The following is a 24,182-nucleotide window of genomic DNA, read 5'->3' as shown; positions in this document are numbered from 1 at the left end:
CGGCATCTACCCGCGACTCGTCGCGTTTGCTTGGCTGGTGCCGGGGCGCCCGTTTCTCGCTCCCCGCTATGGCTTAGGCAGGGCATAGGCGATCAACGCGTCGCTCGCACCTGACAGCATGGCGCCGTGTCCGCCCGCTGCGATGACCACGAACTGTCGCCCGCTGGCATTTGACCAGTAGGTGGTGGGGGAGGCGTTGCCACCCGCCGGCAAGCGCGCCTTCCACAGCAGCCGCCCGGTGGTGGTTTCATAGGCGCGGAACATATGCTCCTGGGTCGCGCCGATGAAGGTGAGGCCGCTCGCGGTCGCGACCGATCCGCCGATATTGGGCACGCCCATGGGGATGGGCACGAAGGTCGGCAGGGCCAGCGGGCCACTGTCGCGCGAGGTGCCGAACAGTCGGCTCCACACCAGCTTCCCTGTTTTCAGGTCGACCGCGTTGATGCGGCCATAGGGGGGCTGCTGGCACGGAATGGCGAGCGGCGAGAGGAACGGCGCGATATGGGCGGCATAGGCGACGCCCATCTGGGCGACGGGGCCGCCGACATCGCTCATATGGGCGGCGGTCATCGGCCTGATGCCCTGCCGGTCCGCAACGGCGCGAGGGATCAGGCGGTTATAATTGCCGACCTGATTGTTGTTGACGATCATCAGGCCGCGCCCGGGATCGACCGATACGCCTCCCCAGTCGATGCCGCCCAGATAGCCGGGCCAGGTGAGGGTTGGATGTTCGGTCGACAGCGGGGTCATGTCCCCGTCGAAACGGGCCTGGCGGAAGCGGATGCGGCACATCGCCTGGTCGATCGGCGTCAGGCCCCACATTCCCTTTTCCGTAGGGCGCGGACCGCCGAAACTGGGCATGCCAACCGAATAGGGCTGGGTTTTGGAAAGGCGTTCGCCCGGAACGGCGCCCTGCGGGACGGGGCGTTCCTCCACCGGCAGAATGGGCTTGCCAGTCGCCCGGTCGAGGAAGAAAATTTCTCCACGCTTGGTCGGCTGGAGCAGGCCGCGCACGCCGCCGGGCAGGTCGACCAGCGTGGGCTGGGCGGGCACGTCATAGTCCCACAGGTCATGATGGGTCGTCTGGAAGGACCAGCGCACCGACCCGTTCTCCGCATCGAGCGCCAGCACGGCGCTGGAATAGCGATCGTCGTTCGCGGTCCGATGTCCGCCGAAATAATCCGGCGTAGCGTTTCCTGTCGGCACATAGACGAGGCCCAGCCTGTCGTCCGAACTCATCGGCGCCCAGCTATTGGGGGTGCCCGGCGTAAAGACGCCGCCGGGCGGCGGCAGGCCGTGATCGTCGGGCCGACCGATGTCGAAGGCCCAGGAAAATTTACCCGTGACGGCATCGAACGCCCGGATCACGCCGGAAGGCTCCCTGATTTTCTGACCGTCCATCACCCAGCCGCCCAGAACCAGGCGGCCGCGAACGAGGGTGGGGGGCGAGGTCACGAAATAATAGCCCTTGTCGACCGTGCCCAGTCCCGCTTTCAGATCGACCTGGCCGCTCTTACCGAAGCTGGGGCATAGCCCGCCGGAGGCGGCGTCGAGCGCGATCAGCCGCGCGTCGAGCGTCGCGGTGTAGATGCGTTCAGCGCAATAGCCATGGGCTTGCGGGACGCGGTAATAGGTGACGCCGCGGCAGACGAGACCATAGACGCCGGCGAGATCGGTCTTGGGTTGGTGCCGCCATAATTGCCGGCCCGTTTCGGGATCGAGCGCGATCACATCATTATTGCCCGCGCACAGGAAAAGGCGGTTGCCCACCTTCAGGGGGTTGACCTGAAAGGCAGTGCCCTGCTTGCCGTCTGTCAGCTTGCCGGTGTGGTAGGTCCATGCCCTTTCGAGATTGCCGACATTCGCGGGCGTGATCTGGGCCAATGGCGAGTAGCGCGACCCGCCCCGGTCGTTGCCATAGGCGACCCAGTCGCCGTCGGCCGGGCTTGCCGGTCCCGCTCCCCAGCGCGCGCTGGCAGCTGGGGACGAACGATCCGCCCAGAAAGCGCTGCCGATCCCACCCATGAAGAGCAGGAGAAGAGCCGGCCACAGGACGCGGCCGCCGGGCAGGGGGCGGCCAAGACCGACATGCTGCCGATAAAAGGGCGTGAGCATGTACAGGCCCATGGCGACGGGCATGGCCAAGCGAGGCGCCAGCGCCCAGCCGTCCAGTCCGACTTCCCAGAGCGACCAACCCAGATTGGCGACGAGAAAGGCCCAATAGAGGGTGATCGAGAGCGGCGAACGGCGCCAGCCGAGAAACGCGGTGACCGTCATGACGAGGCCGGACACGCAATACCAGATCGACCCGCCGAGCAGCGCGAGCTGGCCGCCCAGCCAGAGCAGCGACAGACCTGCGAGTAGCAGAAGCAGAACGAACAGCATGTTCAGAAAGCGGCGCATCGAGCTCCCCCTCGAAATCCGGAAAGGCGTGGCAGGAATTCAGGCGGGCAATTGGGCCGCCAGCCAGTCCGGCACATTCATCCGATAGCATTTCTGTTCGTAGAGGCGGCTGATCTTCCAGCCCTGCGCGGTGCGGACGAAGTCGTGATGATACCAAAGGCCGAAGACTAAAGTATCGGTCGTTTCGCCATTGCTGACCGTCATCGGATTGTAGCAGGCGGTTTTGGTCTGCGCCCGGTCGCCCGCGATTTGATATTGGGTGGTTGACACAGCATGTTGAAAGGCGAGAATTGGCGTCAGACTTGCCGAGAGAAATGCCTTGATGTCCGCAAGGCTTCCGACGACGCCCACCATTTCGGAATAGTCGATCACCGCGTCATCGGTAAAATAGCGGTCCAGCGTGTCCCAGTCGCGCGTATCCACCGCATAGCAATAGCCTACGATCAGGTCCTGAATTTCGAACCGGTCCGACATCTCCTGCAGGGTCAGTGTCATGGCCTCTCCTCCGTCTCACGTCATTCTATAGAATCGCTGCTTGCACAGGGGAGGAGGTTCGCCGCCTTCCATTAGGTAGGTGCCGAGTGCGGTGGCTAAGGGGAAGAAACCACAGCCCTCGGGATCGATCCCGCGGACCGTTTTTTGATCAAGGAGACTATTATGGGCCTCGCCCCCTTCACGGAAGCCGATTTCGTCCTGTCCAAGGAGAAGCGGGCAGACATCACAGCCGGGCTGACCGAGCGGCAGGCGTTCATGGTCAATCACTGGATGGACCTGCATGAGGTCATCAATCGCGGCGATTGGGATGGAATGGACGCATTTTTCAATACCGACACGATGACCTACGACAACCCGAACCGACCCGACCTTGGCACCTATCATGTGTGGAAGACCTCGCCGCAGGGTCTCTACAAGACCTTCCCGCCCAGCATCTATCGCACGCTGAAGGCGTGGGGACGCGGCGAGGACGAGATCTGCGTGCTGTGCCATCATCATGGCAAGCATACCGGCGGCCCCTATATGGGCGTCCAGCCCACCGGGAACGACCTCAACGTCCTGTGGTTCTCGTGGCTGCGTTTCCGGGGCGACAAGATCGATCACATCTATTCGATCTCCGACGTGCTGACGATGCTGAAGGATCTGGAAGTCATCGACGTTCCCCAGCCCGTCGACCCCTATAAGTGATCGACAGGCCGAACCGGCGCGGCGAGGGCGCGCCGGTTCGGCAAAGGAGGACGTCGGTGTTTGGCATGCAAGGATGAGCAAGGGCATGAAGCGCTCGGTCGAACTGAAGATCGATGTCAGCGAGGCGGCAGCCCTGGGCATGACCGCCCATGTGGCGATCACGGTTCATCTTCCGGATATGACGGCACTGGCCAATCCCACGACCGTCTGCTTCGCTTTCCCCGGCGGTGGCTATTGCCGGCGCTATTACAGCTTCGACATGCCGGATGGATCGGGCGGCGGGGAGGCGGGTTTCCATTGCGATCGCGGGTGGATTTTCATCGCCTGCGATCATCTGGGATTTGGCGAGTCCACTATCCCGGAAGGCAATGCCCTCAATCTCGATAATGTGGCGGCGGCCAATGACGCGATGGTGCGCCAGGTCATGGCCCGGCTGGAAGCGGGCACGCTCGTCGATGGACTGGACCCGATCGTCGACGCCACATGCCTTGGCATCGGCCAGTCGATGGGCGGATGCTTCACGGTTGTCGCGCAGGGCAATCACCAGACATTCCACGGCATCGGCGTGCTGGGCTATAGCGGCGTCCATACTGTCGTGCCGACCCGGCCGGGCCAGCCGCCGGCCTCGTGGCCGTGGATTTCGCGCCGTTCATCGCTCGATGCGCCGCATGTCCTGAACGCGGCCGCGCTGGCGCAAGCGCCGGGCGTGAAGCTGGGCGACGCCGAAGCGCTCCAGGCGGCGGCAAGGGCAGGCGAGCATCCCTTCCAATGGTCCTTCCATCATAATGATGAGCCTGCGGACATCGTCACGCTCGACATGATGGCGTCCGCCGGGCTGGTCGATCCGTTGCCCGAATGGCGTTCGGCGACCACGCCGCCTTGTGGCGTCTACATGGTCGCGCCGGGCGCGGTGGCGCTCGAAGCAGCGGTCGTACGCGTCCCCGTGCTGATCGCGATGGGCGAGCGCGACGTTGTCCCCGATCCCTTGGGCGAACCCCGGGCCTATAAGAGCGCGGAAGACATCCAGCTCTTCATATGCCCCCAAATGGCGCACATGCATAATTTCGCACCGACCCGCGTCCGCTTCTGGGAGCGCATTCACAATTGGGGCGATGGCGTCGCGGCGCAGCGGCGGCTGGGTTGAGCGCGGCCGCCGATATCAGAGGCTGAAGCCGCCATCGACGATCAGGGTCTGGCCAGTGATATATTGCGCCTTGGCCGAAGCCAGGAAGGCTACGGCCTCGGCAATATCCTCGCCGCTGCCGAAGCGTTGCAGGGCAATGCGTTTGCGCTGCGTTTCCCAGATTTCCGGCGAATAGAGCGACGTGAGGAACTCTGCGCCAAGCCCGGCGTCGATGATTCCCGGAGCGACCATGTTCGCCCTGATGCCGTAGCGGCCTTCCTCCTTGGCGATGGCGCGGCCCAGCGCTTCCATTCCGGCCTTGGGCACGGAGGACAGGGCGTCGCCGGGGGGGAAGCAGTAGTTTGCGACCGACACGACGGTGACGAAATTGCCAAAGCCCTGGGCGCGGAAATAGGGCAGGGTGGCGGACACGATACGGGTGAAGCCGACCAGTTCGATCTCGATGACTTCACGCCATTGCTCCTCGCTGATCTGGCTGACGAAGGGCTGGGCTATGTCGACCCCGCTGGCGAAGACCATCGTGCCGATGGCGCCGAATTGCTCGACCGTTTCGCGGATGCCGGTCTCTATCGAGGCGCGATCGGAAAGATCGCAGGCGACGGACAGCGTCTCGCAAGAACCGTTTGGCAGGGACGCTGCGACCGCCGACGCCTTTTCACGGCTGGACCGATAGCCGATGGCGAGTTGATCCCATTCGGTCGACAGGCGTCGGCAGATCGCGCTGCCAAGGCCGCCGGTTCCGCCGACGACGAAGGCCGCGCCTTTCGTCATAGCGGCAGATGAAGTGCGAGGTGGTGGAGCAGGCGATCGGCAAAGGCGTCGTTGCGGTCGCCGGTGAACATATGGCCGACGCCGTGGGCGATCTCGACCTCCAGTTGCGGGGCGAGCGAACGAAATTGCCGGACGCTTTCATCCGACACGATCTCGCTCAGCTCTGCTTTCACAAGCACGAGAGGCGATTGCGCGCGGCGCGCTGCGGCGATGAGCGCTTCCCCTTCCGACGGGGGATGCAGAAATTCCGGCGCTGTCGTGCGGGGATCCCAGTGCCAGAACAGCCGCCCATCCGTTTTGCGCATCGATTTGGCCAGGCCCGACACGTCAGGCAGGCGTGGCTGGCCCAAGTGGGCTTGGAGCGCGTCGGCCGCTTCCTCCAGCGACGCGAAACCGCTGTCGCTGGCGCGGAAAAAGTCGCGGATGTCATCAACGCCGTCATCGACCATATAGGGCGCGACGTCGGCGAGCATGATGAGGCGCACCAGATCGGCATGGCGAGACCCACCGACCAGCGCGGATTGGCCACCGCGCGAGGCCCCCACCAGCGCGATCGGCCTGTCGAAGGCCTGGATGATGGACTCGACATCGCGGCCATAGGCTTCCAGCAGATAGTCGCCGTCGGCGGCCCATCCGCTTTCGCCATGGCCGCGCAGATCGAAGGTCAGGCCGTAATAGCCGGCCCGCGCCACCCGCTTGGCAGACCCGGCCCAGGAACGGCGGCTCTGGCCGCCGCCATGGAAGAAGCATACGGGTGGCGCGGCAGGGTCGCCATAGGCGTCCGCAACCATCTCCAGCCCGTCACCTGGCACGCCTATCCGCGTGGGAACAATCATACCGGGCTCCTGTATTACTCAGCGGCGACCGGCGGAACGATTTCCGCGAATGACGGATGCTCACCGGGGCCCTTATAGGCGAATTTGCCGGGTGCATGGTGCCACTTGCCGTCGTTGCGGCTCTCATAGGGCGAAGCGACCTCGATCAGCGCGCCGTGTGTACTCTTGTGGCCGACCCAGCTCCATTTCTGCCATGTCATGTCCGGATCGTTGAAGGTCTGACCGCCGCCGGGTAGGTGCAGCCCTTCGGCCCGCAACTTTTCCATTGCGCCCGGCACATCGTCGGTCGCATAGCAGAGGTGATGGACATGCTCGCCGACCTTTTCGAGGCGATCGCCCATGGGGGTGCCAGGGGCTGGTTGAATGAACTGGATTTCCGTGCCGCCATTGTTGACGAACGTCGCCCACCTCATGCCGGCGTCGTCGCCGCTGGAAAATTCGTCATATTTGACTAGGCGCTCTTCCAGCGACGCAGGATCGAGCACGCGCAGGATCTTGGTCCAATCCTCAATCGCCTTGTCCAGATCGCGCACAACCATGCACACATGAGCAAAAGGTCCGCTAGGCATTGATATTCTCCTCTGATCTATTTAAATTTCCACCAATGCAGTGCCGGAATTGACCGTGCCGCGGCCATCGACATCCAGCGAGAATTCGCAGGTCACGATATTGCCTTCGATCATGGTGATCCTGCCCGTCACCACCGCACGGTCCCCGCCATAGACATTGTCCAGAAAGCGCGAATCCATCGATTTGATCCGTCCGCCGGGAAAGGCGCGCATGAGCATGTTCATCATATATGCAACGTTGACTGGGCCCTGGTTGATGACCCGGTCGCCCAGCCCTTTCGCCTTCACCACCTCGACATCGAGATGGATGGGATTGGGGTCAGCCAGGAAAACCGCCCACTGCTTCATAGCTTCCGGGCTGACGCTCTCGATCGTGAAAGGCGGCAGCGCGTCTCCGACGGCATGGCTCATGCGGCGAACTCCTTGCGGGGCAATACCCACACATTGTCTGTTTCCAGCACCTGCATTCCGTCGAGCAGGTGCAGGCGCAGACGGTAGGTCAGCACGTCCATGACGCCCAGCTTACGACTGCGTTTGCGGACCAGGCTGAGTATCTCGCCCGTTACCTTGTAGCTTTCGCCGACTCTCAGCGGTGCGTCCAACCGTACGCCGCTGCTGCCCATCATCGGGCCATCCTCGACATCGAATTCACATGCTTCGCAGACGCCCGCCACCGTCTTGCCCATCGCGACCTGGGTGGCGATATAATAGTAGATGGGATGAGCGCTGCCGTCGGCGGCTGGTTCGACGCCGGTCGACCGGCACAGCGCGGCATTCTCTTCCGTCGTGATGGTAAAGACCTTGTCGCCGTCCAGCGAGGTGCCGGCGGCTGCGGGGGCAGGGGGAAGATCGTCAAGATCGCTCATGGTCGGTCCTTAGAAAGAACGCGGTAGGCCGAGGCTCTCGGCAATCGTGTTGCGCACCATTTCATTGCTGATCGGCGTCATCCGCAGGATGCGATGGTCGCGCCAGTAACGCTGCATGTCGGTTTCCGCCGAATAGCCCATGCCGCCCAATATCTGGATGCCAAGGTCTGCGGCTTTCACGGCATTTTCCGTGGCGACCATCTTGAGCATGTTGGCCTCGGTTCCGCACTTCATGCCGTTGCTCTGCATCCAGGCGACATTGTAAAGCAATAGCTCGGTCAGCTTCTGCCACGTCGCGATATCTGCGACATAATGCTGCAAAATCTGGAAGCGGCCGATAATGCCGCCGAACGCCTTGCGCTGCTGCATATATTCCAGCGCATCTTCCAGCACACCGTCGATCGCGCCCAGACATTGCGCGCCGACCATGATCCGCTCATTATTGAGTGTGGGCAACATCGCATACCAGGCCTGTCCAGGCTCACCCAGCACGTCTTCGTCGGGAACGAAGACATCCTCATAGTGAACCTCGCACGATCCCATGGCGCGCATGCCCAGCTTGGGCAGGAGCGAGGCGGTGATGCCGGGCGATTTGGCGTCGACGAAGAACATGGTGAGGCCATGATGCTTCTTTTCGGCATTTTTATCGGTGCGGGCAAGGACGAGCAGCCTGTCGGCGGCTTTGGCCCCCGTGGTCCACATCTTGGCGCCGTTCAGCTTCCAGCCGCCGTCGACCTTTTCGGCATGGGTCTTCATCGCGCCCAGAACGTCGGTGCCGCCGTCGGGTTCGGTCATCGACAGCGAGACGCGCAGCTTGCCCTGCGCCATGGGGCGCAGCCAGCGATTCTTCTGCTCCTCCGTGCCGACCGCGCCGATCGTCTTCGCCCCGCCGAAGGAGGTGAGGCCCCAAACCCACAGCAGGCCGCCGGCCGTCCGCGCGAATTCGCGGGCGAAGATCATTTGCATCATGACGTCGCCGCCCAGGCCGTCATATTCCTCGGGAATCCCGATGCCGAAAAATCCCTGCTCGGCGATCTTGTCCCACAGCGCATAGGGATAATTTTCTTCGTCGGCTTCCAGCGCGCGCATCCAGTCCTTGGGCGCTTCCGCATCGACCCAGCGGCGGACAATGTCCCTGAACGCCTGCTGTTCCTCGGTGAGTGAAAAATCCATCGTCGTTCCCGTTAGTGGTACTGCGATTAAGCGCCGGGCAGACGCATTGCGAACCTATCCAACTATAGGGCAGGCCGTCGGCAGAAGCTGAACAATTGGTCCACCATCATCCTCAACTGGTCGGGGATAGGCGCGTTTTCGATTGGATCACCTTCGCCGCCGATGGTGTTGATGGCGATGCCCAGTGGCGTCGGCCAGCCTCGCAGCGCATGGGTAATGACCCGCAGTTGCTGGAGCGTGGCGACCGCGGCCTGCCAGCCGGCCGCTGTTGCCACGCAGCCCACGGGAAGACCATCGAAATAGCAACGCTCGTCCCGGCTCATATCCTCGACATAATCGAGCGCATTCTTCACAAAGCCGGAGATCGCACCATGATAGCCTGGTGAGCCGATGATCACGGCATCCGCCGACCGCAGGATGTCGACATAGTGTCGTGCCGCATCCGGACGATCCGGATTTTCGGGCGCATAAGACGGGAAGTCGATGTCCGCTCCTGCAAGCAGCGTCGTGCGTGCGCCGCGTTCCTCCGCGATGGCGAGCGCCTTGCGAAGCGCCCGCTCGGTGGAGGAATAGGCGCGCATTGTGCCGCCAACGGCGACGAAATGAAGTTGGGTCATATCAGATCGACAATCCTCCCTCGACAGGGATGACCGATCCGGTGACATAGGCGCCCGCCCGCGAGGCGAGATAGATGGCTGCGCCCGCCAGATCCTCTGGCGTACCGACGCGGCCGCGGGGCACCATCGATTCCACCATCGTGCGCATCTCGCTGGAGGTAATGACGGTCATCTCCGATTCGAAGAATCCGGGTGCGATGACGTTGACGGTGATGTTGTCGCGGCCCAGCCGCTTGGCGAGGCCTTTCGCCATCCAGTGGATGGCGCTCTTCGAAGCCTGATAGGCGTAATTTTCCTTGGGGCCGACCTTGAGCGCGCCGACCGACCCGATGTTGATGATCGATGCAGGGCGCTCCGCCGTGCCGCCTGCGCGAAGCAGGGGCAGGAATTTTCGAAGCGTGAAGAAAGGAGCCTTCAGGTTCAGGTCGATCACCGGATCCCATTCATCCTCGCCATAATCGTCGATGGGCGCGTCGGCCATGGTCCCGGCGTTGTTCACCAGGACATGCACGGCCTGTTCTTGGGTGGACACCGCCGCGACCAGAGCCTCGATCCCAGCAAGTGTCGAAAGATCTGCGACCAGGCCGGTACAGCGGCCGCCAGTCGTAGCAGAAATTTCCGCCGCGGCCGCCGTCACCTTGGCCTGCGTCCGGGCACAGATATAGACTGTGGCGCCCGCCGCAGCCAGGCCGGTCGCGATATGGCGGCCGATGCCGGTCGACCCGCCGGTAACGACGGCGACGCGGTCCTGTACCGAGAACAGCTCGGCGGCATTCATGCCGGAGCTCCCGCGCCGGAAATCTTCAGAATGAGGTCGGTCGTTCCCTCCGGATCGCCCACCAGCAGGGCGTGATCGCCCGGATGGTCATGGATGGTCCAGCCCAGTTCGCGCGCCCGGTCGTGCATCGCCGTCATCACCGTGACGGCCGCCGCGATATAGTCGACGGGCCGGTCGATCGCCTCGGCGCCAACGGGAATGACGCAGGCGGTCGCCTTCATCGGCTGGTCCGACAAATTGTCGAGCAGCCATTTCTCCCGCGCCGGGTCCATGAGATGGGGATGCTCCTTGGCCGCCGCCCGCTGCATTTCATGCACGCCCGATCCTACCGGGCCTTCGCCTGCTTCGAGCATCGCATCCAGCGCGGCGAGCTGGTCTTCCGGGACATAGCCCATGAGGGATCCGATCCGTTCCCCCGACCGGGGCACGATGGCGTCAAGATAGATTATGGATGCGATGCGGTCGCCCACCTCCGCGATCACGCCGGGCGCGACCGTGCCCGCATAGCTGTGCGCGACCAGCACGACGTCGCGCAGATCCTCATATTTGAAGACATTCACGATATCGCGCACATGAGTCGCATTGCCCACATCGCGGCCGATCAGATGCTCGCGCTCGCCAAAGCCGGTGAAGGTCGGCGTGTAGACCTTGTGGCCCCCGGCCTCCAGAATTTCACGGACATATTTCCATGTCCAGCCGCCCATGCCGCCGCCGTGAAGAAGTACGAATGTGGTCATGACGATCAGGCCTCCGCCGGTTCAGTGTTCTGGATGAATTCGGGGAATGGATCGGGTCCCCACAGGAACATGCTGTCCTCTGGCGCATGGTTGGCGGCCGGCCAGTCGACGTCATGCGGGATGAAGTCAATATCGGCCGAATATTCGCTGAAACTGCCCCAAGGATCGCGCACATAATAGAAATAATTGGCGCCCAATACATGCTGGCCCACGCCCCAGTTGGGGCCATAGCCGGCCCGGGCCATGGTCGCGCCGCCCAGGCCCACTTCCATCACCGACCCGACGTCCCAGCTATTGTGATGCATGCCCCGCCGATCGGACAGGACGAGGGCCAGCAGGTGATGATCGCTGCCATGGGGGCCGTGCAGGAAGGCGACGGCCGGCTCGCTCTTGTCGGACAGGCGCAGGCCGAGCGTCTTCTCATAGAAGTCGATCGCGGCATTCACGTCGGTCGCGAAGATGGCGAAATGCGAAAGGCGGCGGGGGTGAACCTTGGGCGCTTTGCTGTTAGGGATCGCGCCGGATTGGCCCGGCGCCGCGCTGACGAAAGTGAAATGGCTCTTTTCCGATGGCGTCGCCTTGTCTGCGACGCGGACGTTGATCGGCAGGCCATCGAAGCCTGCGAACCAGATGCCGTCGGCTTCCGCGCCTTCGGGCGGATCGATCCGTGTGACGCCGCAGCCGTCGAGATGAGCGGCAAAGGCGTCCGCTTCGTCCGGATAGATGCCGAAGCTCAGATAGCGCAGCCGCTTGGCGTCGCCGCCCTGGCTCAGCACGGCCCAGCGATGCGGATTGCCGAACGCATATAATTCCAGCGTGTCATCCCGCTCGCGGACGTCAAGTCCGAAGAGCGTGTAGAATGTCCGCGCGGCTTCCAGATCGGGCACTTCGACCGCGAAATGATCGATGGAATGGACGCCCAAACTATTGGCGCGGCGTCCCGACGGGCTGTTCTGGTTCATCCTTCGCTCCTTGGCTGGCCGGGCGCCGACAGGACGGCGCCGGCCTTTCGATCATGCTGCCTTGATGGGGTTCACCAACAGGCCGATCTTTTCGATTTCCACTTCGCACACATCGCCATCCTTCATGAACAGCGGAGGCTTGCGGGCAAGGCCGATGCCCGACGGGGTTCCCATGACCAGAACGTCGCCCGCTTCCAGCGTGAAGCAGGTGGACAGGAGGGCGACCGTGTCGACGACATCGAACACCATGTCGGATGTGTTCGCGCTCTGCACCACCTGGCCGTTGAGGCGGGTTTCGATCTTGAGCCCGGCGCCGCCCGCAGGCAGCTCGTCGGCCGTTACCAGCCAGGGACCGAAGGCGCCGGTATCGTCGAAATTCTTGCCGACCGTCCACTGCGGCGTCTTGAGCTGATAGTCGCGGATCGAACCGTCGTTGAACACCGAATAGGCGACGATATGCGACAGCGCGTCGTCCTTGCTGATATCCTTGCCGCCCTTGCCGACGACCGCGACCATTTCCGCCTCATAATCGAGTTGATCGGAACAGGGCGGTTTGATGATCGGTGCGCCATGGCCGATCAGGCTCGAATTGAAACGGCCGAATACCGTCGGGAATTCGGGCACGGTGAATCCGCCTTCGGCCGCGTGATCCTTGTAGTTGAGACCCAGGCAAAGGATCTTGGGCGCCTTGACGAGGGGCGGCAGGAAAGTGAGGTCTTCAACCTGAACTTCCTCGCCCTCTGCGCTGACTTTCGCGCCGGCATCCGTCAGGGCGCTGCCGCCGCTGGCGATCAGCGCATCCAGATCATAGAGTGCAGCGTCGCCGAACAGCGCCTTGACGCCCGCGCCCGTGTCCACTGCCAGACCGACCGCGCCGTTCTGTGTCACCTTGGCCAACCGCATATGCAAACCTCCTGAGAATCTGTCCAACCCACCGAACCGCAGGCATGGAATTGAATGAAATATATTTCAAGATATAAAATACATCCTGTCGAATTGCCATGGGTGACGAAGCTGATATAGCTCTTGCGATGACCAAAAAGCTGAGCCTGACCGAACGCGCCTACCGGCAATTGCGCGACGATCTCCTGACCTGTCGGCTGGTGCCCGGCGCCAAAATCAACATCAAGGATATCACCGAAACGCAGGGCTTCAGTCTCGGGGCGGTGCGCGAAGCCCTGTCGCGGCTCACGTCCGAGGGCTTTGTGACGCAGGACGATGCGCGGGGATTTCGGGTGACGCCGATATCGATCGGCGATCTGACGGATCTGGTCAGGGTCCGCAGCGATATTGAGGGGCAATGCCTCCGGCGCGCCATCGAGAAGGGAAGCCTGGACTGGGAAGCCTCGATCGTCAGCGCAGCCCATAGGTTGAGCAAGACCCCGACCCGCGACCCGCGAGAGGCGGCCCGTCTGAACGAGGATTATGCCGACGCCCATGCGGCCTTCCACCACGCCCTGGTCGCCGCGTGCGACAGTCCATGGTTGCTCAAGATGCGCGACTGGCTCTATGCCCAGTCGGAACGCTATCGCTATCTCACCGTGCCTTTGGCCCATGGCGACCGGGATTTGGTTCATGAACATGCGCAGATCGTCGACGCGGCGCTCGCGCGGGACGCCGACCGCGCCGAGGCGCTGCTGACGGACCATTTGATGGCGACGGCGCGGCTGCTGATCGACCCGCAGAATGCGCGGGGCGGGACCGATATCGAATGGGCGGCTGGCGCGGATCGGGCCCTCTGATCCCATATCAGCTCTGCCGGCTCTGACCGGTGCCACCGCCGCTGGCGGGCATCAGCATGTTGCTCATACCGCCATCAACCAGCAGGTCGACACCGCTGATGTGGCTTGCATGAGGGCCGATCAGAAACAGGATCGCCTGCGCGACATCCTCGGCCACGCCGAGTTTGCGCAGGGGAATATTGGCTTCCCGCTGGTCGCGCCGCGACGGATCTTCATATCCCGCAGCGGTCATCGGCGTGTAGGTGGGGCCGGGCGACACCGTATTGCATCGGATACCGTCCGGACCCCATTCGATGCTGAGCTGGCGTATCATCATCAGCAAGGCGGCCTTGCTGGAGGAATAAAAGCCAAGCGCGGGCGTAGGCTGGGTGGCCGACATGGACGCGGTCGCGACGAAGGCGCCCTTGCTCTCTTTCAGGTGAGGATGGGCCGCCTTGCCCAACAGCCAGGACGAGCGGGTGTTGATGGCGAAGATGCGATCGAAATCGCTGATCGGCAGTTCAACCAGCGCGCCGCCCATGATGATGCCGGCATTGCTGATGACGGCGTCGATCCCATCCATATGCGCGAGCGCCGCCGCGACAATCCGGTCGCCGCAATCCGGTTCGGCCAGATCAACCACGCAGGTCGCGGCGGCGGGGCCGACCGCATCGGCCACCACCTGCAGATTGGCGGCATCGCGATCCGCGAGCAGCATCCGGTGTTCACCCGGAATCATCGACCCGGCCGCCAGCAGTTCGGCGCATGCTCTGCCGATGCCGCTTGCAGCACCCGTGATGATCACCCGCATGTCACTCTCCCTACACTTTCATGGCGTCGATGCGCCGTGTTTCAGTCCTTCAGGCCCAGTTCGTCCATCAACGCGCCGCGCAGCTTGAACTTCTGGATTTTCGATGCCGACATCGGCCATTCGTCGATGAATCGGATATGCCGCGGAACCTTGAAGGAAGCGAGGCGCTGCCGGGTATAGGCGATGAGTTCCTCCGCCTCGACCTCCACATCGCCTTCGCGTTCGATGTAGGCCGCGGGGATTTCCGCCAGCCGCTCGTCAGGCAGCCCGACGACCTGCGCGAGACGAACCGCCGGATGGGTGGCCAGCACCGCTTCGACCTCGGCCGCCGCGACATTTTCCCCGCCCACTTTCAGCATATCCTTGAACCGGCCGTGGAACATGACGTGGCCATGTTCGTCGATCGAGCCGATATCGGCGCTATGATACCAGCCATCGGCATCGAGCGCCTCTGCGGTCTTCTGCGGGTCCTTGTAATAGCCGTCGAACAGATTGTAGCCGCGAATGAGGATTTCGCCGCGTTCGTCCACGCCCTTTTCCTCGCCGGTTTCGGGATCGACGATCTTCATCTCTATGCCCGCAAGGGGGAAACCGAGTTTCTTGAAGCCCATTTCCGGGTCCATCGCATAGCCGCCCGTGGTGACGATGCCGGTTGCCTCGGTCATGCCCATGGTGCCCACTTGGAGCATGTTTGGGGCTTTCTCCCGATAGGCCTGGCCTACGCGATCAGGCATGAAGGCGAAGCAGCTATTTTGCAGGCGCACCGACGACATGTCGGTCTTGGCCCAGTCGGGATGGGTGATCATGGCCTGATGGAAAGTGACGAAGGGCAGGAACATCATCGTCACCCGTTCATCCTCGATCTGCCGCAGACTCTCCCCGGCATCGAAATGCGGCTGGCCGATGAAGGTGCCGCCCACGTCGATCGCGCCCAGCATGCAGAGCATCGCAGCGATATGGAATAAAGGCAGCGGCGACCAGGCGCGCTCGTCGGGCTGGAAGGACCAGCGATAGCGAGCGAGATTCGATGCCTCCCGAGTGACGGCCTCATGGCTGAGCAGGCACCCCTTCGGGTTGGCCGACGTCCCTGACGTATACAGGATCATCGCGGTGTCGCGGACTCTGACGGTCAGACGGGATGCATGTACCTCTGCTTCCTCCACTTCCTGCACCGCCGCATCGAAGGTTGCCTGATCGACGAAACCGGGGACCGAACGGCCACCCAGCATCACGATCCGCTTGAGCAGCGGCGCGCCCGCAAGCGTGAGTGAGGAGGAGTCGGCGGCATCGGGCAGGTCGGGGAAAGCCTCAACCAGCCGCCGACCGAAATCGATATGCTCGCTGATCATATCATTGGTGATGATCGCCGCCAGATCGGCATTGTGCGCGACATAGGCCATCTCGGGCGCCTTGTACCGTGCGTTCATCAGCACTGACACGGCGCCGCACATCGCGTTGGCGAACAGGGTTTCGACAAATTCGATGCTGGACGGCAACAGGATGCCGACATGGTCGCCGCGCCGGATGCCCAGCGCCTTCAGGCCGCGTGCGCGCTTCAGGACGCTCTGCACGACATCACCATATGTCTTGCGTTCTCCCGGAAATACCAATGCTTCCTTGTCGGATGCCTTGTCCCACCCTTTGAGAAGCAGATCGCCCAGAGTGGTTGCAGAAATACGGAATGGGGCGCAATCTTCGCCTTGTGTGACCACGGATGTCCGCTCCTAAAATGCCGGTCAGCTATCGATGATGATCAGATTGCAGCCATCGCCTCTGCCTGCGCCTTTCGTTGGATAGGTGCAGCTTTGCCTTCCGGGTCCAAGAGCAAGGGCAGAGATTTTGTATCACTGTGCGGGAATTCACGATGGAAGCCTATGTCTACGATCATGTCCGGACGCCGCGCGGGAAGGGCCGCCCCGATGGCGCGCTGCACGAGATCACCTCTGTCGAAATGGCGACGCAGCTGTTGAAGGCGCTCCAGAGCCGCAATGATCTCGACACTGGACTGCTCGACGATGTGATCATCGGCATGGCCCAGCCCGTCGGTGAACAGGGCGGCGTGCTGGCGCGCGCGGCGGTGTTGCAGGCCGGCTATGCCCAGACGGTCGCGGGCCAGCAAATCCATCGCTTCTGCGCCACCGGCCTGGACGCCGTCAGCCTGATCGCGGCGCAGGTTCATTCGGGCATGATCCAGGCCGGCATCGGCGGTGGCGTCGAGTCGATGAGCCGCACGGTCATGGGGTATGACTCGGGCGCGTGGACGTCGGATCCGTCGGTCGCCTTCAGCAATTATTACGCCCCGCAGGGCATCGGCGCCGACCTGATCGCTACCCTGGACGGCTACACGCGCGAGGATGTCGACAATTTCGCCGTCGAGAGCCAGCGCAAGGCTGCCCATGCCTGGGAAAACGGCTATTTCAAAAACTCGATCGTGCCGATCAAGGATGTCCTGGGCGACGTGGTGCTCGATCATGATGAGCATATGCGGCCCGGCACCACGCTGGAAAGCCTCGCCAAGCTCAAGCCCGCTTTCGAAGGGTTCGGCAAGGCCGGGTTCGAGGCAGTGGTGAAGGCTAAATATCCCGAAATTGAAGAGCTGAACTATGTCCATCATGGCGGCAACAGCTCCGGTATCGTCGACGGCGCCGGACTGGTTCTTGTCGGGTCGAAGGAATTTGGGGAAAAGGCAGGCCTCAAGCCGCGCGGTCGCATCCGGTCCTACGCCAATATCGGGTCTGAGCCGACGATCATGTTGACGGCGCCGGCGGCGGTCTCTCGCAAGGCGCTCAAGGCGGCCGGCATGACCGAGAAGGATATTGATCTCTGGGAACTGAACGAAGCCTTCGCCAGCGTGGTGATGCGCTTCCAGCGGGAGCTGAATGTCCCCGACGACAAGATCAACGTCAATGGCGGGGCGATCGCGATGGGTCATCCGCTGGGCGCGACCGGCGCGATGATCCTGGGCACCGTGCTGGACGAGCTGGAGCGGCGCGACGCGGAGACCGGCCTTATCACCCTGTGCGCGGCCAACGGCCTGGGCACGGCTGCCATCATCGAGCGCGTTTGAGCGCGAACAGAACTTTAGAGCGGGACATCCCATGAAGACTATGCGACTGGAAAAGGCCGAGGACGGCTTTGCGATCCTGACCCTCGACGCCGAAGGCTCGATGAACGTCGTCAACGACGCTTTCATCGCCGACATGGAAGCGGCGACGAAGCAGATTGTCGTGGACGAAAGCATCAAGGGCGTCATCCTGACGTCGGCCAAGAAGACGTTCATGGCCGGTGCGGACCTCAAGCAGCTGGTGAACGGGTTCGGCACGCTGACGCCGCAGGAAGCCTATGCCTTTTCGAAGCGCGCCACCGACATGCATCGTGCCATCGAACAATCGGGCAAGCCCTGGGTGGCGGCGATCAACGGCCTGGCGCTGGGCGGGGGTTTCGAGCTGGCGCTGGCGTGCCACCGGCGCATCCTGGCGGATGATGCCAAGGCGCAGGTCGGTTTGCCCGAAGTCAATGTCGGTCTGCTGCCCGGATCGGGCGGCACCGTGCGGTTGGGCATTATCGCAGGCATGAAGATCGCGCTGGACCTGCTGCTGTCGGGCCGCTCGGTGGGGCCGCAGGAAGCGCTCAAGCTCAAGATCGTGGACGAGGTCGTCCCGGCGGACAAGCTGATCGACGCGGCCAAGGCGTGGCTTGCGACCGGGCCGGATCCGGTCAAGCCCTGGGATGTCAAGGGTTGGACGCCGCCGCAGAAGAAGGGCATGACCGTCCCTGAGGATTCGGCCGCCTACATGATGTATACAGGTGGCCTGGCCAAGGGGGGTTACAATCAACCTGCGCCCGCCGCGATCCTGAACTCGGTGTTCCACGGCTTGCAGTTGCCCTTTGACAAGGCGCTGGCGGTGGAGGGGAAATATTTCGCCAAGCTGCTGACCGATCCGGTCGCGCGCAACATCATCCGCACCACCTTCATTTCGAAGCAGGCGGCCGAAAAGGGCGCGCGTCGTCCCGAAGGCTTCCCGAAGTTTGAAGCGAAGAAAGTGGGCGTGCTGGGCGCGGGCATGATGGGCGCGGGCATTGCGTTCGTGTCCGCCAATGCGGGTATCGACGTCGTTCTGATCGACCGCGACACCGCGACCGCGCAGAAGGGCAAGGACTATTCGGCCAAGGTGCTGGGCAAGCTGGTCGAAAAGGGCAAGCTGACGCAGGACAAGGCGGACGCCGTGCTCGCCCGCATCACCCCGACCGACGACTTCGCGCTGCTCGATGGCTGCGACATGGTGGTCGAAGCGGTGTTCGAGGATACGGCGATCAAGGCCGAAACCACGAAGAAGGCCGAAGCGGTGCTGCCGGCACAGGCCATTTTCGCGTCCAACACCTCGACCCTGCCGATCTCGCAGCTCGCCCAGGCGTCGCGGAGCCCGGACCAGTTCATCGGCCTGCACTTCTTTTCGCCGGTCGACCGCATGGGGCTGGTCGAGGTCATCATGGGCAAGCAGACCAGCAAGGAGACGCTGGCCAAGGGCCTCGACTTCATCGCGCAGTTGCGCAAGACGCCGATCGTCGTCAACGACAGCCGTGGCTTCTACACCAGCCGCGTGTTCCAGATGCTGATCCACGAAGGCGCGGCGATGCTGGCGGAGGGCGTTCCCCCCGCGGTGATCGAAAACGCGGCCAAGGCTGTCGGCATGCCGGTCGGGCCGCTGGCGCTGCTGGACGAACTGACGCTCGACCTGCCGCTCAAGATCGTCGACCAGGCGATCGCCGAGGAAGGCGATAAATATACGCCACCCGCAGGCACTGCCGTCATGCGGCGGATGAAGGACGAGATCGGCCGGTCCGGCCGGAAGACCGGCGGGGCGTTCTATGATTATCCCGAAGGCGGCAAGAAGCATCTGTGGAAGGGCCTGGCCGATCATTTCCCGGTCAAGCAGGACTGGGATGTCGAGGAACTGAAGAAGCGCTATCTCTATGCGCAGGCGATGGAAACCGCCCGCTGCCTGGAGGAAAATGTGCTGGAAACTCCGCAGGACGCCGATCTGGGTGCGATCTACGGCTGGGGTTTCCCGGCCTGGACCGGCGGGACGATCAGCTACATTGACACGATCGGCATTAAGAAGTTCGTTGAGGAATCCGATAGGCTCGCCCAGCTTTATGGCCCGCGCTTCCTGCCGTCCGCATGGCTGCGCGACAAGGCGGCAAAGGGTGAGGATTTCTACACGCCCGCGAGCGAAACCAGGGTCAAGGAGCCAATGCCGGCATGAAGCGCCTGATTTTCGAGCAGGAGCATGAGCAGTTCCGCGACTCCGTCGTCAAGTTCATGACGACGGAGGTGGGCGCTCACGCCGAACGTTTTCGCGAGCAGGGCATGGTCGACCGTGAGCTGTTCCTGAAGGCGGGCGAGCAGGGCTTGCTGTGCACCTGGGCGGACGAGAAATATGGCGGGGCGGGGATCGACGATTTCCGCTTCGAGCAGATCATCATCGAGGAGAATATGCGCCACGGCGACATAGGCTTCTACATCAACCTGCATAATGATCTGGTCGCGCCCTATATCGCCAAGCTCGGCACCGACGAACAGAAGGACCGCTGGATGCCAGGCATCGTCAGCGGCGAGAAGATTCTGGCCGTCGCGATGACGGAACCGTCCACCGGCAGCGACCTGGCGGGTATGCGCACCAGCGCGGTGGACAAGGGCGACCATTGGCTGTTGAACGGCGCCAAGACCTATATTTCCAATGGCATTTTGGCCGATCTGGTCGTCGTGGCCGCGCGGACCGACCCCAATAGCCGCCACGGTCTGGGCCTTATGGTCGTCGAACGCGGCATGGAAGGGTTTGAACGCGGGCGCAAGCTGGCGAAGATGGGGCTCAAGGCGCAGGACACGGCCGAGCTCTTCTTCAACGATGTCAGGGTGCCGAAGGGGAATGTGCTGGGCGATCCGGCCCAAGGCTTCAAATATCTCGCCCGCTTCCTGGCGCAGGAGCGGCTGGTCGCGGCCATCGGCTTCATGGCGACGGCGCAGACCGCATTCGACATCACGCTCGACTATGTGAAGGAACGCCGGGCCTTCGGAAAGCCGATTGGCGCGTTCCAGAATACGCGGTTCAAGATGGCTTCGATGCGGGCCGAACTGGACGCGCTTCAGACCTATGTCGACCAGTGCGTGATGCTGCTCAACGCGGGCGAGTTGACCGCAGAAGACGCGTCGGCGGCCAAACTGCTGACCAGCGAACTGGAAGGCCGGGTGATGGACGAATGCGTCCAGCTTCATGGCGGGGCGGGCTATATGGAAGAATATCGCATCAGCCGCATGTATACTGACGCCCGCATCAGCCGCATCTTCGCCGGAACCTCGGAAATCATGCGCGAAATCATCGGTCGCGGACTGGGCCTGGACGAGCGTAAGCTGTCCTGACCGCAAAACCGGGGGTGGGTCGAATGCTTGATGTCGAACGATTGCGCGGCTTCCGGGTGCCGGAAGCACAGGATGTTTGCGATCCGCGATCCGCTATTCTCTACGCGCTGGGTGTCGGCGCTGGGCTGGGCGCGATCGATGAACGGCATCTGGTCTTCGAACGCGATCAGGCCGTGTTGCCGACCATGGCGCTGGTTCTGGGAACACCTGGCTTCTGGCCGATGGCGCCGGAACTGGGCTGGGACTGGCCGCGCATCCTGCATGGCGAACAGACGCTGAAACTGTTCCGGCCGCTCGAACTGGGTCAACTGGTGAACGGCCGGATCGAGATTGTCGGTCTCGCCGATAAGGGGGTAGGCAAGCCCGCCCTTGTGCGGGCAAAACGCGTGATCACCACGCCGACGGACCGGCTGATCGCCGAGATGGAGGAAGTGTGGGTCTTGCGAGGAGCGGGTGGTTTTGGCGGGCCGCGTGATCTGGACGGACCGGCGCCGGTCGTCATGCCGGATGCGCCCGCGGACGCCTGTCTTGACCTTCCGACGGCTTCCAATCAGGCGATGCTCTATCGCCTGACCGGCGACCGCAACCCCCTGCATATCGATCAAGGCACGGCGCAGGCGGCGGGTTTCGATCGGCCGATACTGCATGGCCTTGCCACCATGGGTCTGGTTGGGCGCGCGTTGATCCATCTGTGCTGCGGCGGCGATCCGGGTTTGTTGACCGACATGCGGGTGCGTTTCACCGCGCCGGTCTGGCCGGGTGAAACGGTTCGGACGGAAATCTGGCGCCGGGGCGACGCCGTATCGTTTCGGGCTAGCGTGCCTGACAGGAATAGCATCGTCATCGATGGCGGCGAGGCCCGCATCGGTGGTTTCAAGGAAGAACGGGACGTATTGAAGTGAATATATTGGATGGCAAGGTCGCACTGGTGTCCGGCTCAGGACGGGGCATTGGGAAGGCTATCGCGCTGAAACTGGCAAGCGCCGGCGCCCATGTCGTGGTGAACGACCTGGACGAGGATGTGGCAAAGGCGACGGCGAGTGAAATCGAAAGCCTTGGCGTCCGCGCCGTGGTGTGCGTGGGCGACGTGACGGATGCCGATTTCGGCGACAAATTTGTAGGAGCGGCGGTCGCGCATTTCGGCACGATCGACATCATCGTGAACAATGCGGGCTATGCCTGGGACTCGGTTCTTCAAAAGACGAGCGACGAGCAGTGGATGGCCATGCTCGACGTTCATCTCAATGCCCCTTTCCGTATATTGCGCGCCGCGCAACCGGTAATCGCCGCCACGGCGAAGAAGGAGGCTGCCGAACATGGTCGTCCCACACGCCGCACGGTCATCAATATATCGTCCGTGGCGGGTCTTGGCGGCAATGCCGGTCAGTCGGGCTATGCGGCGGGCAAGGCGGGGATCGTCGGTCTCACCAAGACGGTGATGAAGGAATGGGGGCGACATAATGTCACCGTCAACGCGGTGGCTTTCGGCGCCATCATGACGCGCATGACCGCGGGCGAGGCGGGCAGCACGACCATCAGCGTCAAGGGTCGGGACATCAAGGCCGGCGTCAGCGACGAAATATTGGAAGCCATGGAAAAGGGCATTCCGCTGGGCCGTGCCGGCACGCCGGAAGAAGCCGCCGGCGCCGTCTACCTGCTCTGCCTGCCCGAAGCCGATTATATCACCGGCGAGGTGATCGTCGCGGGCGGGGGCTGGAAACTCTGACGATATGATGGGCGGGCCTTGGCGCCCGCCCTCGGTCAGGCGGGCCAGCCAGGCGTGCGGCCCTGCATCGCCTGAAAGATGGCACGCATGGGATCGGGTACGGATCCGGCGCCGATGCCAGTGCCGAAATTGATCCCCCGCCGCTCATATATCCGCCATCCCTGGGCCGTGCGCCGCAGCCTGTCCTCATAGCCGCCCACGGCCAGAAGGTCCGTCGGGCGCAGCGGATCGGCACCGGGGATATCGAACCACTGCCAGGCCATGACTCGGCTGGCTGCGCGCGCTTCGTCGCCATTCACCTCTATCACCACATTGGTGATGTTGTGCGAACAGCCCATTAGAGCGCCCTGATAACCCATGCACTGGGCATGGATGGCTTCCCGTCCCACGGAACGCGCGCTGCCAAAGTCGATCGATCCATCCTCCGTGAATACTTCCTCAGCAATACGGTGAAACTGCATCGAATCTACCAGATGGGCGTAAAGATAGAGGCATTCCTCGATCGCGAGGCGGTCCGCCAGCATGGCGAGGTCGATCATCATGGCGAATAGCTTTCTTTACCTGACGTGAGCGTGGGGGGCTTATTTCAGCCGCAGCCAACGACCCCGCCGTCGACCGGAATCTGGGCGCCGGTGACATATGCGCCCGCGCGCGAGCACAGGAAAATGACGATGCCGGCGATATCGTCCGGTGAACCCAGGCGTTGGAGCGGAATATGCGCCAGCAGGGCAGGATCGACCTGATCCTCATCCCGCATATGCGCCGTCATTTTGGTTGGGAAGAAGCCGGGAATGACCGCATTGACGGTGATGTTGCGCGCCGCCAAATCGCCGGCCAGATCGCGCGTCATCATATGGACCGCAGCCTTGCTCGCAGCATAGCTGTACGCGCTGAGCCGCTCTGTCTTCATCCCCGCGACCGAACCGATGTTGATCACCCGCGCCGGATCGCCAGCCTTTCCGGACGCGCCGAGTTCGGGCAGGAGTTCCCGGACCATGGTGAACGGCGTCTGGACGTTGACGGCCATCACGCCCGGCCAAGCCTTGTCGGGGAAGCTGTCGATCGGCCCGCCCCAGGTCTTGCCCGCATTGTTGACCAATATATGGCATTCGCCGACCGCTTCGCGATAACGGGCGACGAGGTCGACCGCCGCCTCGGGCGTTGACAGGTCGGCGGGGAGGGGGATGCACGATCCCAGCGCCGCCATTTCCCGTGCCGCCTCTTGGCAGATGTCGACCTTGCGGGATGTGATCGCCACTGTCGCGCCAGCCCGCAGCAGACCTTCGGCGATCATGCGGCCCAGACCTTGCGCGCCGCCGGTAACCAGCGCCTTTTTGCCAGTCAGGCTGAACAGATCGCTCACATCGTCACCACGACTTTGCCGAACTTGTGCTGGTCGCGCAGATGCAGAAGCGCCTCTTTGGCCTGGGCAAGCGGATAGGTCGCCTCGATCACCGGCTTGATG

26 protein-coding genes are annotated in these 24,182 nt (G+C 62.9%); 8 read left to right on the top strand and 18 right to left on the bottom strand.

Annotation, left to right across the window (positions count from 1 at the left end):
• Window positions 1–66: 66 nt before the first annotated feature.
• Together AC07X9_RS17255 and AC07X9_RS17250 are read right to left on the bottom strand one after the other, a co-directional pair.
• Entirely contained in the window at window positions 67–2,403 is a 2,337-nt protein-coding gene (locus tag AC07X9_RS17255) for a membrane-bound PQQ-dependent dehydrogenase, glucose/quinate/shikimate family (RefSeq protein ID WP_017180906.1), read from the bottom strand.
• 39 nt (window positions 2,404–2,442) lie between these two features.
• Window positions 2,443–2,898, bottom strand: coding sequence for a nuclear transport factor 2 family protein (locus AC07X9_RS17250; protein ID WP_017180907.1), 456 nt, complete (start codon window positions 2,896–2,898; stop codon window positions 2,443–2,445).
• A 162-nt stretch (window positions 2,899–3,060) separates the two neighbouring features.
• On the opposite strand from AC07X9_RS17250, the gene AC07X9_RS17245 reads away from it, so the two are divergent.
• On the top strand, window positions 3,061–3,585 hold the full coding sequence (locus tag AC07X9_RS17245; protein WP_017180908.1) for an ester cyclase: 525 nt from the start codon (window positions 3,061–3,063) through the stop codon (window positions 3,583–3,585).
• Window positions 3,586–3,670: 85 nt separating this feature from the next.
• Window positions 3,671–4,729 (top strand): alpha/beta fold hydrolase, encoded by a 1,059-nt coding sequence (locus AC07X9_RS17240; RefSeq protein WP_241763551.1) that lies wholly within the window; start codon window positions 3,671–3,673, stop codon window positions 4,727–4,729.
• Window positions 4,730–4,744: 15 nt separating this feature from the next.
• Here the strand turns inward: AC07X9_RS17240 and AC07X9_RS17235 are convergent, their stop codons facing one another.
• From AC07X9_RS17235 to AC07X9_RS17185, 11 genes are all read right to left on the bottom strand, one after another.
• Entirely contained in the window at window positions 4,745–5,500 is a 756-nt protein-coding gene (locus tag AC07X9_RS17235; RefSeq protein ID WP_017180910.1) for an SDR family NAD(P)-dependent oxidoreductase, read from the bottom strand.
• A complete protein-coding gene (locus tag AC07X9_RS17230) occupies window positions 5,497–6,336 on the bottom strand; it encodes an alpha/beta fold hydrolase (protein WP_017180911.1) in 840 nt (279 codons plus the stop codon). The genes AC07X9_RS17235 and AC07X9_RS17230 overlap by 4 nt, the downstream gene beginning before the upstream one ends.
• Window positions 6,337–6,350: 14 nt before the next feature.
• The gene (locus tag AC07X9_RS17225; protein WP_241763552.1) at window positions 6,351–6,905 is read right to left on the bottom strand and encodes a VOC family protein; all 555 of its coding nucleotides are present in this window, start codon (window positions 6,903–6,905) and stop codon (window positions 6,351–6,353) included.
• Between the two features lie 21 nt (window positions 6,906–6,926).
• Window positions 6,927–7,316, bottom strand: coding sequence for a MaoC family dehydratase (locus tag AC07X9_RS17220; protein WP_017180913.1), 390 nt, complete (start codon window positions 7,314–7,316; stop codon window positions 6,927–6,929).
• Window positions 7,313–7,771 (bottom strand): hypothetical protein, encoded by a 459-nt coding sequence (locus tag AC07X9_RS17215; protein WP_017180914.1) that lies wholly within the window; start codon window positions 7,769–7,771, stop codon window positions 7,313–7,315. Before AC07X9_RS17215 ends, AC07X9_RS17220 begins: the two co-directional genes overlap by 4 nt.
• A gap of 9 nt (window positions 7,772–7,780) precedes the next feature.
• The gene (locus AC07X9_RS17210; RefSeq protein ID WP_017180915.1) at window positions 7,781–8,944 is read right to left on the bottom strand and encodes an acyl-CoA dehydrogenase family protein; all 1,164 of its coding nucleotides are present in this window, start codon (window positions 8,942–8,944) and stop codon (window positions 7,781–7,783) included.
• A gap of 62 nt (window positions 8,945–9,006) precedes the next feature.
• Window positions 9,007–9,561: an NADPH-dependent FMN reductase gene (locus AC07X9_RS17205; RefSeq protein WP_017180916.1), complete on the bottom strand. Its 555-nt coding sequence runs from the start codon at window positions 9,559–9,561 to the stop codon at window positions 9,007–9,009.
• A 1-nt stretch (window position 9,562) separates the two neighbouring features.
• Window positions 9,563–10,339, bottom strand: a complete 777-nt coding sequence (locus AC07X9_RS17200; RefSeq protein ID WP_017180917.1) for an SDR family oxidoreductase — start codon at window positions 10,337–10,339, stop codon at window positions 9,563–9,565.
• Entirely contained in the window at window positions 10,336–11,076 is a 741-nt protein-coding gene (locus AC07X9_RS17195; protein WP_026002031.1) for an alpha/beta fold hydrolase, read from the bottom strand. Before AC07X9_RS17195 ends, AC07X9_RS17200 begins: the two co-directional genes overlap by 4 nt.
• Window positions 11,077–11,081: 5 nt before the next feature.
• Entirely contained in the window at window positions 11,082–12,038 is a 957-nt protein-coding gene (locus AC07X9_RS17190; RefSeq protein ID WP_017180919.1) for a VOC family protein, read from the bottom strand.
• A 51-nt stretch (window positions 12,039–12,089) separates the two neighbouring features.
• Window positions 12,090–12,941 (bottom strand): fumarylacetoacetate hydrolase family protein, encoded by an 852-nt coding sequence (locus AC07X9_RS17185; protein ID WP_017180920.1) that lies wholly within the window; start codon window positions 12,939–12,941, stop codon window positions 12,090–12,092.
• Window positions 12,942–13,069: 128 nt separating this feature from the next.
• Here AC07X9_RS17185 and AC07X9_RS17180 point away from each other — a divergent pair, with 128 nt between their 5' ends.
• Window positions 13,070–13,780, top strand: a complete 711-nt coding sequence (locus tag AC07X9_RS17180; RefSeq protein ID WP_241763553.1) for a GntR family transcriptional regulator — start codon at window positions 13,070–13,072, stop codon at window positions 13,778–13,780.
• A 7-nt stretch (window positions 13,781–13,787) separates the two neighbouring features.
• Here the strand turns inward: AC07X9_RS17180 and AC07X9_RS17175 are convergent, their stop codons facing one another.
• Window positions 13,788–14,570, bottom strand: a complete 783-nt coding sequence (locus AC07X9_RS17175; RefSeq protein WP_017180922.1) for an SDR family NAD(P)-dependent oxidoreductase — start codon at window positions 14,568–14,570, stop codon at window positions 13,788–13,790.
• A gap of 41 nt (window positions 14,571–14,611) precedes the next feature.
• Window positions 14,612–16,282, bottom strand: coding sequence for a class I adenylate-forming enzyme family protein (locus tag AC07X9_RS17170; protein WP_017180923.1), 1,671 nt, complete (start codon window positions 16,280–16,282; stop codon window positions 14,612–14,614).
• 152 nt (window positions 16,283–16,434) lie between these two features.
• Between AC07X9_RS17170 and AC07X9_RS17165 the strand changes: the two genes are divergently transcribed.
• Genes AC07X9_RS17165 through AC07X9_RS17145 form a run of 5 tightly spaced genes read left to right on the top strand, consistent with a single transcriptional unit; the run spans window position 16,435 to window position 22,717 of the window.
• Window positions 16,435–17,637, top strand: coding sequence for an acetyl-CoA C-acetyltransferase (locus AC07X9_RS17165; RefSeq protein WP_017180924.1), 1,203 nt, complete (start codon window positions 16,435–16,437; stop codon window positions 17,635–17,637).
• 31 nt (window positions 17,638–17,668) lie between these two features.
• Window positions 17,669–19,837 carry a 3-hydroxyacyl-CoA dehydrogenase NAD-binding domain-containing protein gene (locus tag AC07X9_RS17160; protein WP_026002032.1) on the top strand — a complete coding sequence of 723 codons (2,169 nt, stop codon included), beginning with the start codon at window positions 17,669–17,671 and terminating at the stop codon, window positions 19,835–19,837.
• A complete protein-coding gene (locus AC07X9_RS17155) occupies window positions 19,834–20,991 on the top strand; it encodes an acyl-CoA dehydrogenase family protein (RefSeq protein WP_009823744.1) in 1,158 nt (385 codons plus the stop codon). The genes AC07X9_RS17160 and AC07X9_RS17155 overlap by 4 nt, the downstream gene beginning before the upstream one ends.
• A 23-nt stretch (window positions 20,992–21,014) precedes the next feature.
• Window positions 21,015–21,893: a MaoC/PaaZ C-terminal domain-containing protein gene (locus tag AC07X9_RS17150; RefSeq protein ID WP_017180926.1), complete on the top strand. Its 879-nt coding sequence runs from the start codon at window positions 21,015–21,017 to the stop codon at window positions 21,891–21,893.
• The gene (locus tag AC07X9_RS17145) at window positions 21,890–22,717 is read left to right on the top strand and encodes an SDR family NAD(P)-dependent oxidoreductase (protein ID WP_017180927.1); all 828 of its coding nucleotides are present in this window, start codon (window positions 21,890–21,892) and stop codon (window positions 22,715–22,717) included. Before AC07X9_RS17150 ends, AC07X9_RS17145 begins: the two co-directional genes overlap by 4 nt.
• Window positions 22,718–22,752: 35 nt before the next feature.
• On the opposite strand, the gene AC07X9_RS17140 is transcribed toward AC07X9_RS17145, so the two are convergent.
• From AC07X9_RS17140 to AC07X9_RS17130, 3 genes are read right to left on the bottom strand one after another with little or no spacing between them, the layout of a single operon-like run.
• Complete coding sequence (locus AC07X9_RS17140; protein ID WP_017180928.1) at window positions 22,753–23,259, bottom strand: nuclear transport factor 2 family protein; 507 nt, start codon at window positions 23,257–23,259, stop codon at window positions 22,753–22,755.
• A 44-nt stretch (window positions 23,260–23,303) separates the two neighbouring features.
• Complete coding sequence (locus tag AC07X9_RS17135; protein ID WP_017180929.1) at window positions 23,304–24,080, bottom strand: SDR family oxidoreductase; 777 nt, start codon at window positions 24,078–24,080, stop codon at window positions 23,304–23,306.
• Complete coding sequence (locus AC07X9_RS17130; RefSeq protein WP_495198001.1) at window positions 24,077–24,172, bottom strand: hypothetical protein; 96 nt, start codon at window positions 24,170–24,172, stop codon at window positions 24,077–24,079. Before AC07X9_RS17130 ends, AC07X9_RS17135 begins: the two co-directional genes overlap by 4 nt.
• Window positions 24,173–24,182: the final 10 nt, after the last annotated feature.

Source organism: Sphingobium sp. GW456-12-10-14-TSB1, from assembly GCF_059424385.1.
Note: the sequence above shows the minus strand (reverse complement) of the source record. Positions and strands in the feature narration are given on the sequence as shown.

What these genes read in the sequence shown, in the direction of transcription:
- AC07X9_RS17175 (WP_017180922.1), bottom strand. Translation starts at nt 14,570, where the DNA reads ATGCGGGTGATCATCACGGGTGCTGCAAGCGGCATCGGCAGAGCATGC.
- AC07X9_RS17185 (WP_017180920.1), bottom strand. Translation starts at nt 12,941, where the DNA reads ATGCGGTTGGCCAAGGTGACACAGAACGGCGCGGTCGGTCTGGCAGTG.
- AC07X9_RS17160 (WP_026002032.1), top strand. Translation starts at nt 17,669, where the DNA reads ATGAAGACTATGCGACTGGAAAAGGCCGAGGACGGCTTTGCGATCCTG.
- AC07X9_RS17220 (WP_017180913.1), bottom strand. Translation starts at nt 7,316, where the DNA reads ATGAGCCATGCCGTCGGAGACGCGCTGCCGCCTTTCACGATCGAGAGC.
- AC07X9_RS17180 (WP_241763553.1), top strand. Translation starts at nt 13,070, where the DNA reads ATGACCAAAAAGCTGAGCCTGACCGAACGCGCCTACCGGCAATTGCGC.
- AC07X9_RS17255 (WP_017180906.1), bottom strand. Translation starts at nt 2,403, where the DNA reads ATGCGCCGCTTTCTGAACATGCTGTTCGTTCTGCTTCTGCTACTCGCA.
- AC07X9_RS17245 (WP_017180908.1), top strand. Translation starts at nt 3,061, where the DNA reads ATGGGCCTCGCCCCCTTCACGGAAGCCGATTTCGTCCTGTCCAAGGAG.
- AC07X9_RS17205 (WP_017180916.1), bottom strand. Translation starts at nt 9,561, where the DNA reads ATGACCCAACTTCATTTCGTCGCCGTTGGCGGCACAATGCGCGCCTAT.
- AC07X9_RS17225 (WP_241763552.1), bottom strand. Translation starts at nt 6,905, where the DNA reads ATGCCTAGCGGACCTTTTGCTCATGTGTGCATGGTTGTGCGCGATCTG.
- AC07X9_RS17140 (WP_017180928.1), bottom strand. Translation starts at nt 23,259, where the DNA reads ATGATGATCGACCTCGCCATGCTGGCGGACCGCCTCGCGATCGAGGAA.
- AC07X9_RS17195 (WP_026002031.1), bottom strand. Translation starts at nt 11,076, where the DNA reads ATGACCACATTCGTACTTCTTCACGGCGGCGGCATGGGCGGCTGGACA.
- AC07X9_RS17235 (WP_017180910.1), bottom strand. Translation starts at nt 5,500, where the DNA reads ATGACGAAAGGCGCGGCCTTCGTCGTCGGCGGAACCGGCGGCCTTGGC.
- AC07X9_RS17190 (WP_017180919.1), bottom strand. Translation starts at nt 12,038, where the DNA reads ATGAACCAGAACAGCCCGTCGGGACGCCGCGCCAATAGTTTGGGCGTC.
- AC07X9_RS17155 (WP_009823744.1), top strand. Translation starts at nt 19,834, where the DNA reads ATGAAGCGCCTGATTTTCGAGCAGGAGCATGAGCAGTTCCGCGACTCC.
- AC07X9_RS17200 (WP_017180917.1), bottom strand. Translation starts at nt 10,339, where the DNA reads ATGAATGCCGCCGAGCTGTTCTCGGTACAGGACCGCGTCGCCGTCGTT.
- AC07X9_RS17250 (WP_017180907.1), bottom strand. Translation starts at nt 2,898, where the DNA reads ATGACACTGACCCTGCAGGAGATGTCGGACCGGTTCGAAATTCAGGAC.
- AC07X9_RS17215 (WP_017180914.1), bottom strand. Translation starts at nt 7,771, where the DNA reads ATGAGCGATCTTGACGATCTTCCCCCTGCCCCCGCAGCCGCCGGCACC.
- AC07X9_RS17165 (WP_017180924.1), top strand. Translation starts at nt 16,435, where the DNA reads ATGGAAGCCTATGTCTACGATCATGTCCGGACGCCGCGCGGGAAGGGC.
- AC07X9_RS17210 (WP_017180915.1), bottom strand. Translation starts at nt 8,944, where the DNA reads ATGGATTTTTCACTCACCGAGGAACAGCAGGCGTTCAGGGACATTGTC.
- AC07X9_RS17230 (WP_017180911.1), bottom strand. Translation starts at nt 6,336, where the DNA reads ATGATTGTTCCCACGCGGATAGGCGTGCCAGGTGACGGGCTGGAGATG.
- AC07X9_RS17150 (WP_017180926.1), top strand. Translation starts at nt 21,015, where the DNA reads ATGCTTGATGTCGAACGATTGCGCGGCTTCCGGGTGCCGGAAGCACAG.
- AC07X9_RS17240 (WP_241763551.1), top strand. Translation starts at nt 3,671, where the DNA reads ATGAAGCGCTCGGTCGAACTGAAGATCGATGTCAGCGAGGCGGCAGCC.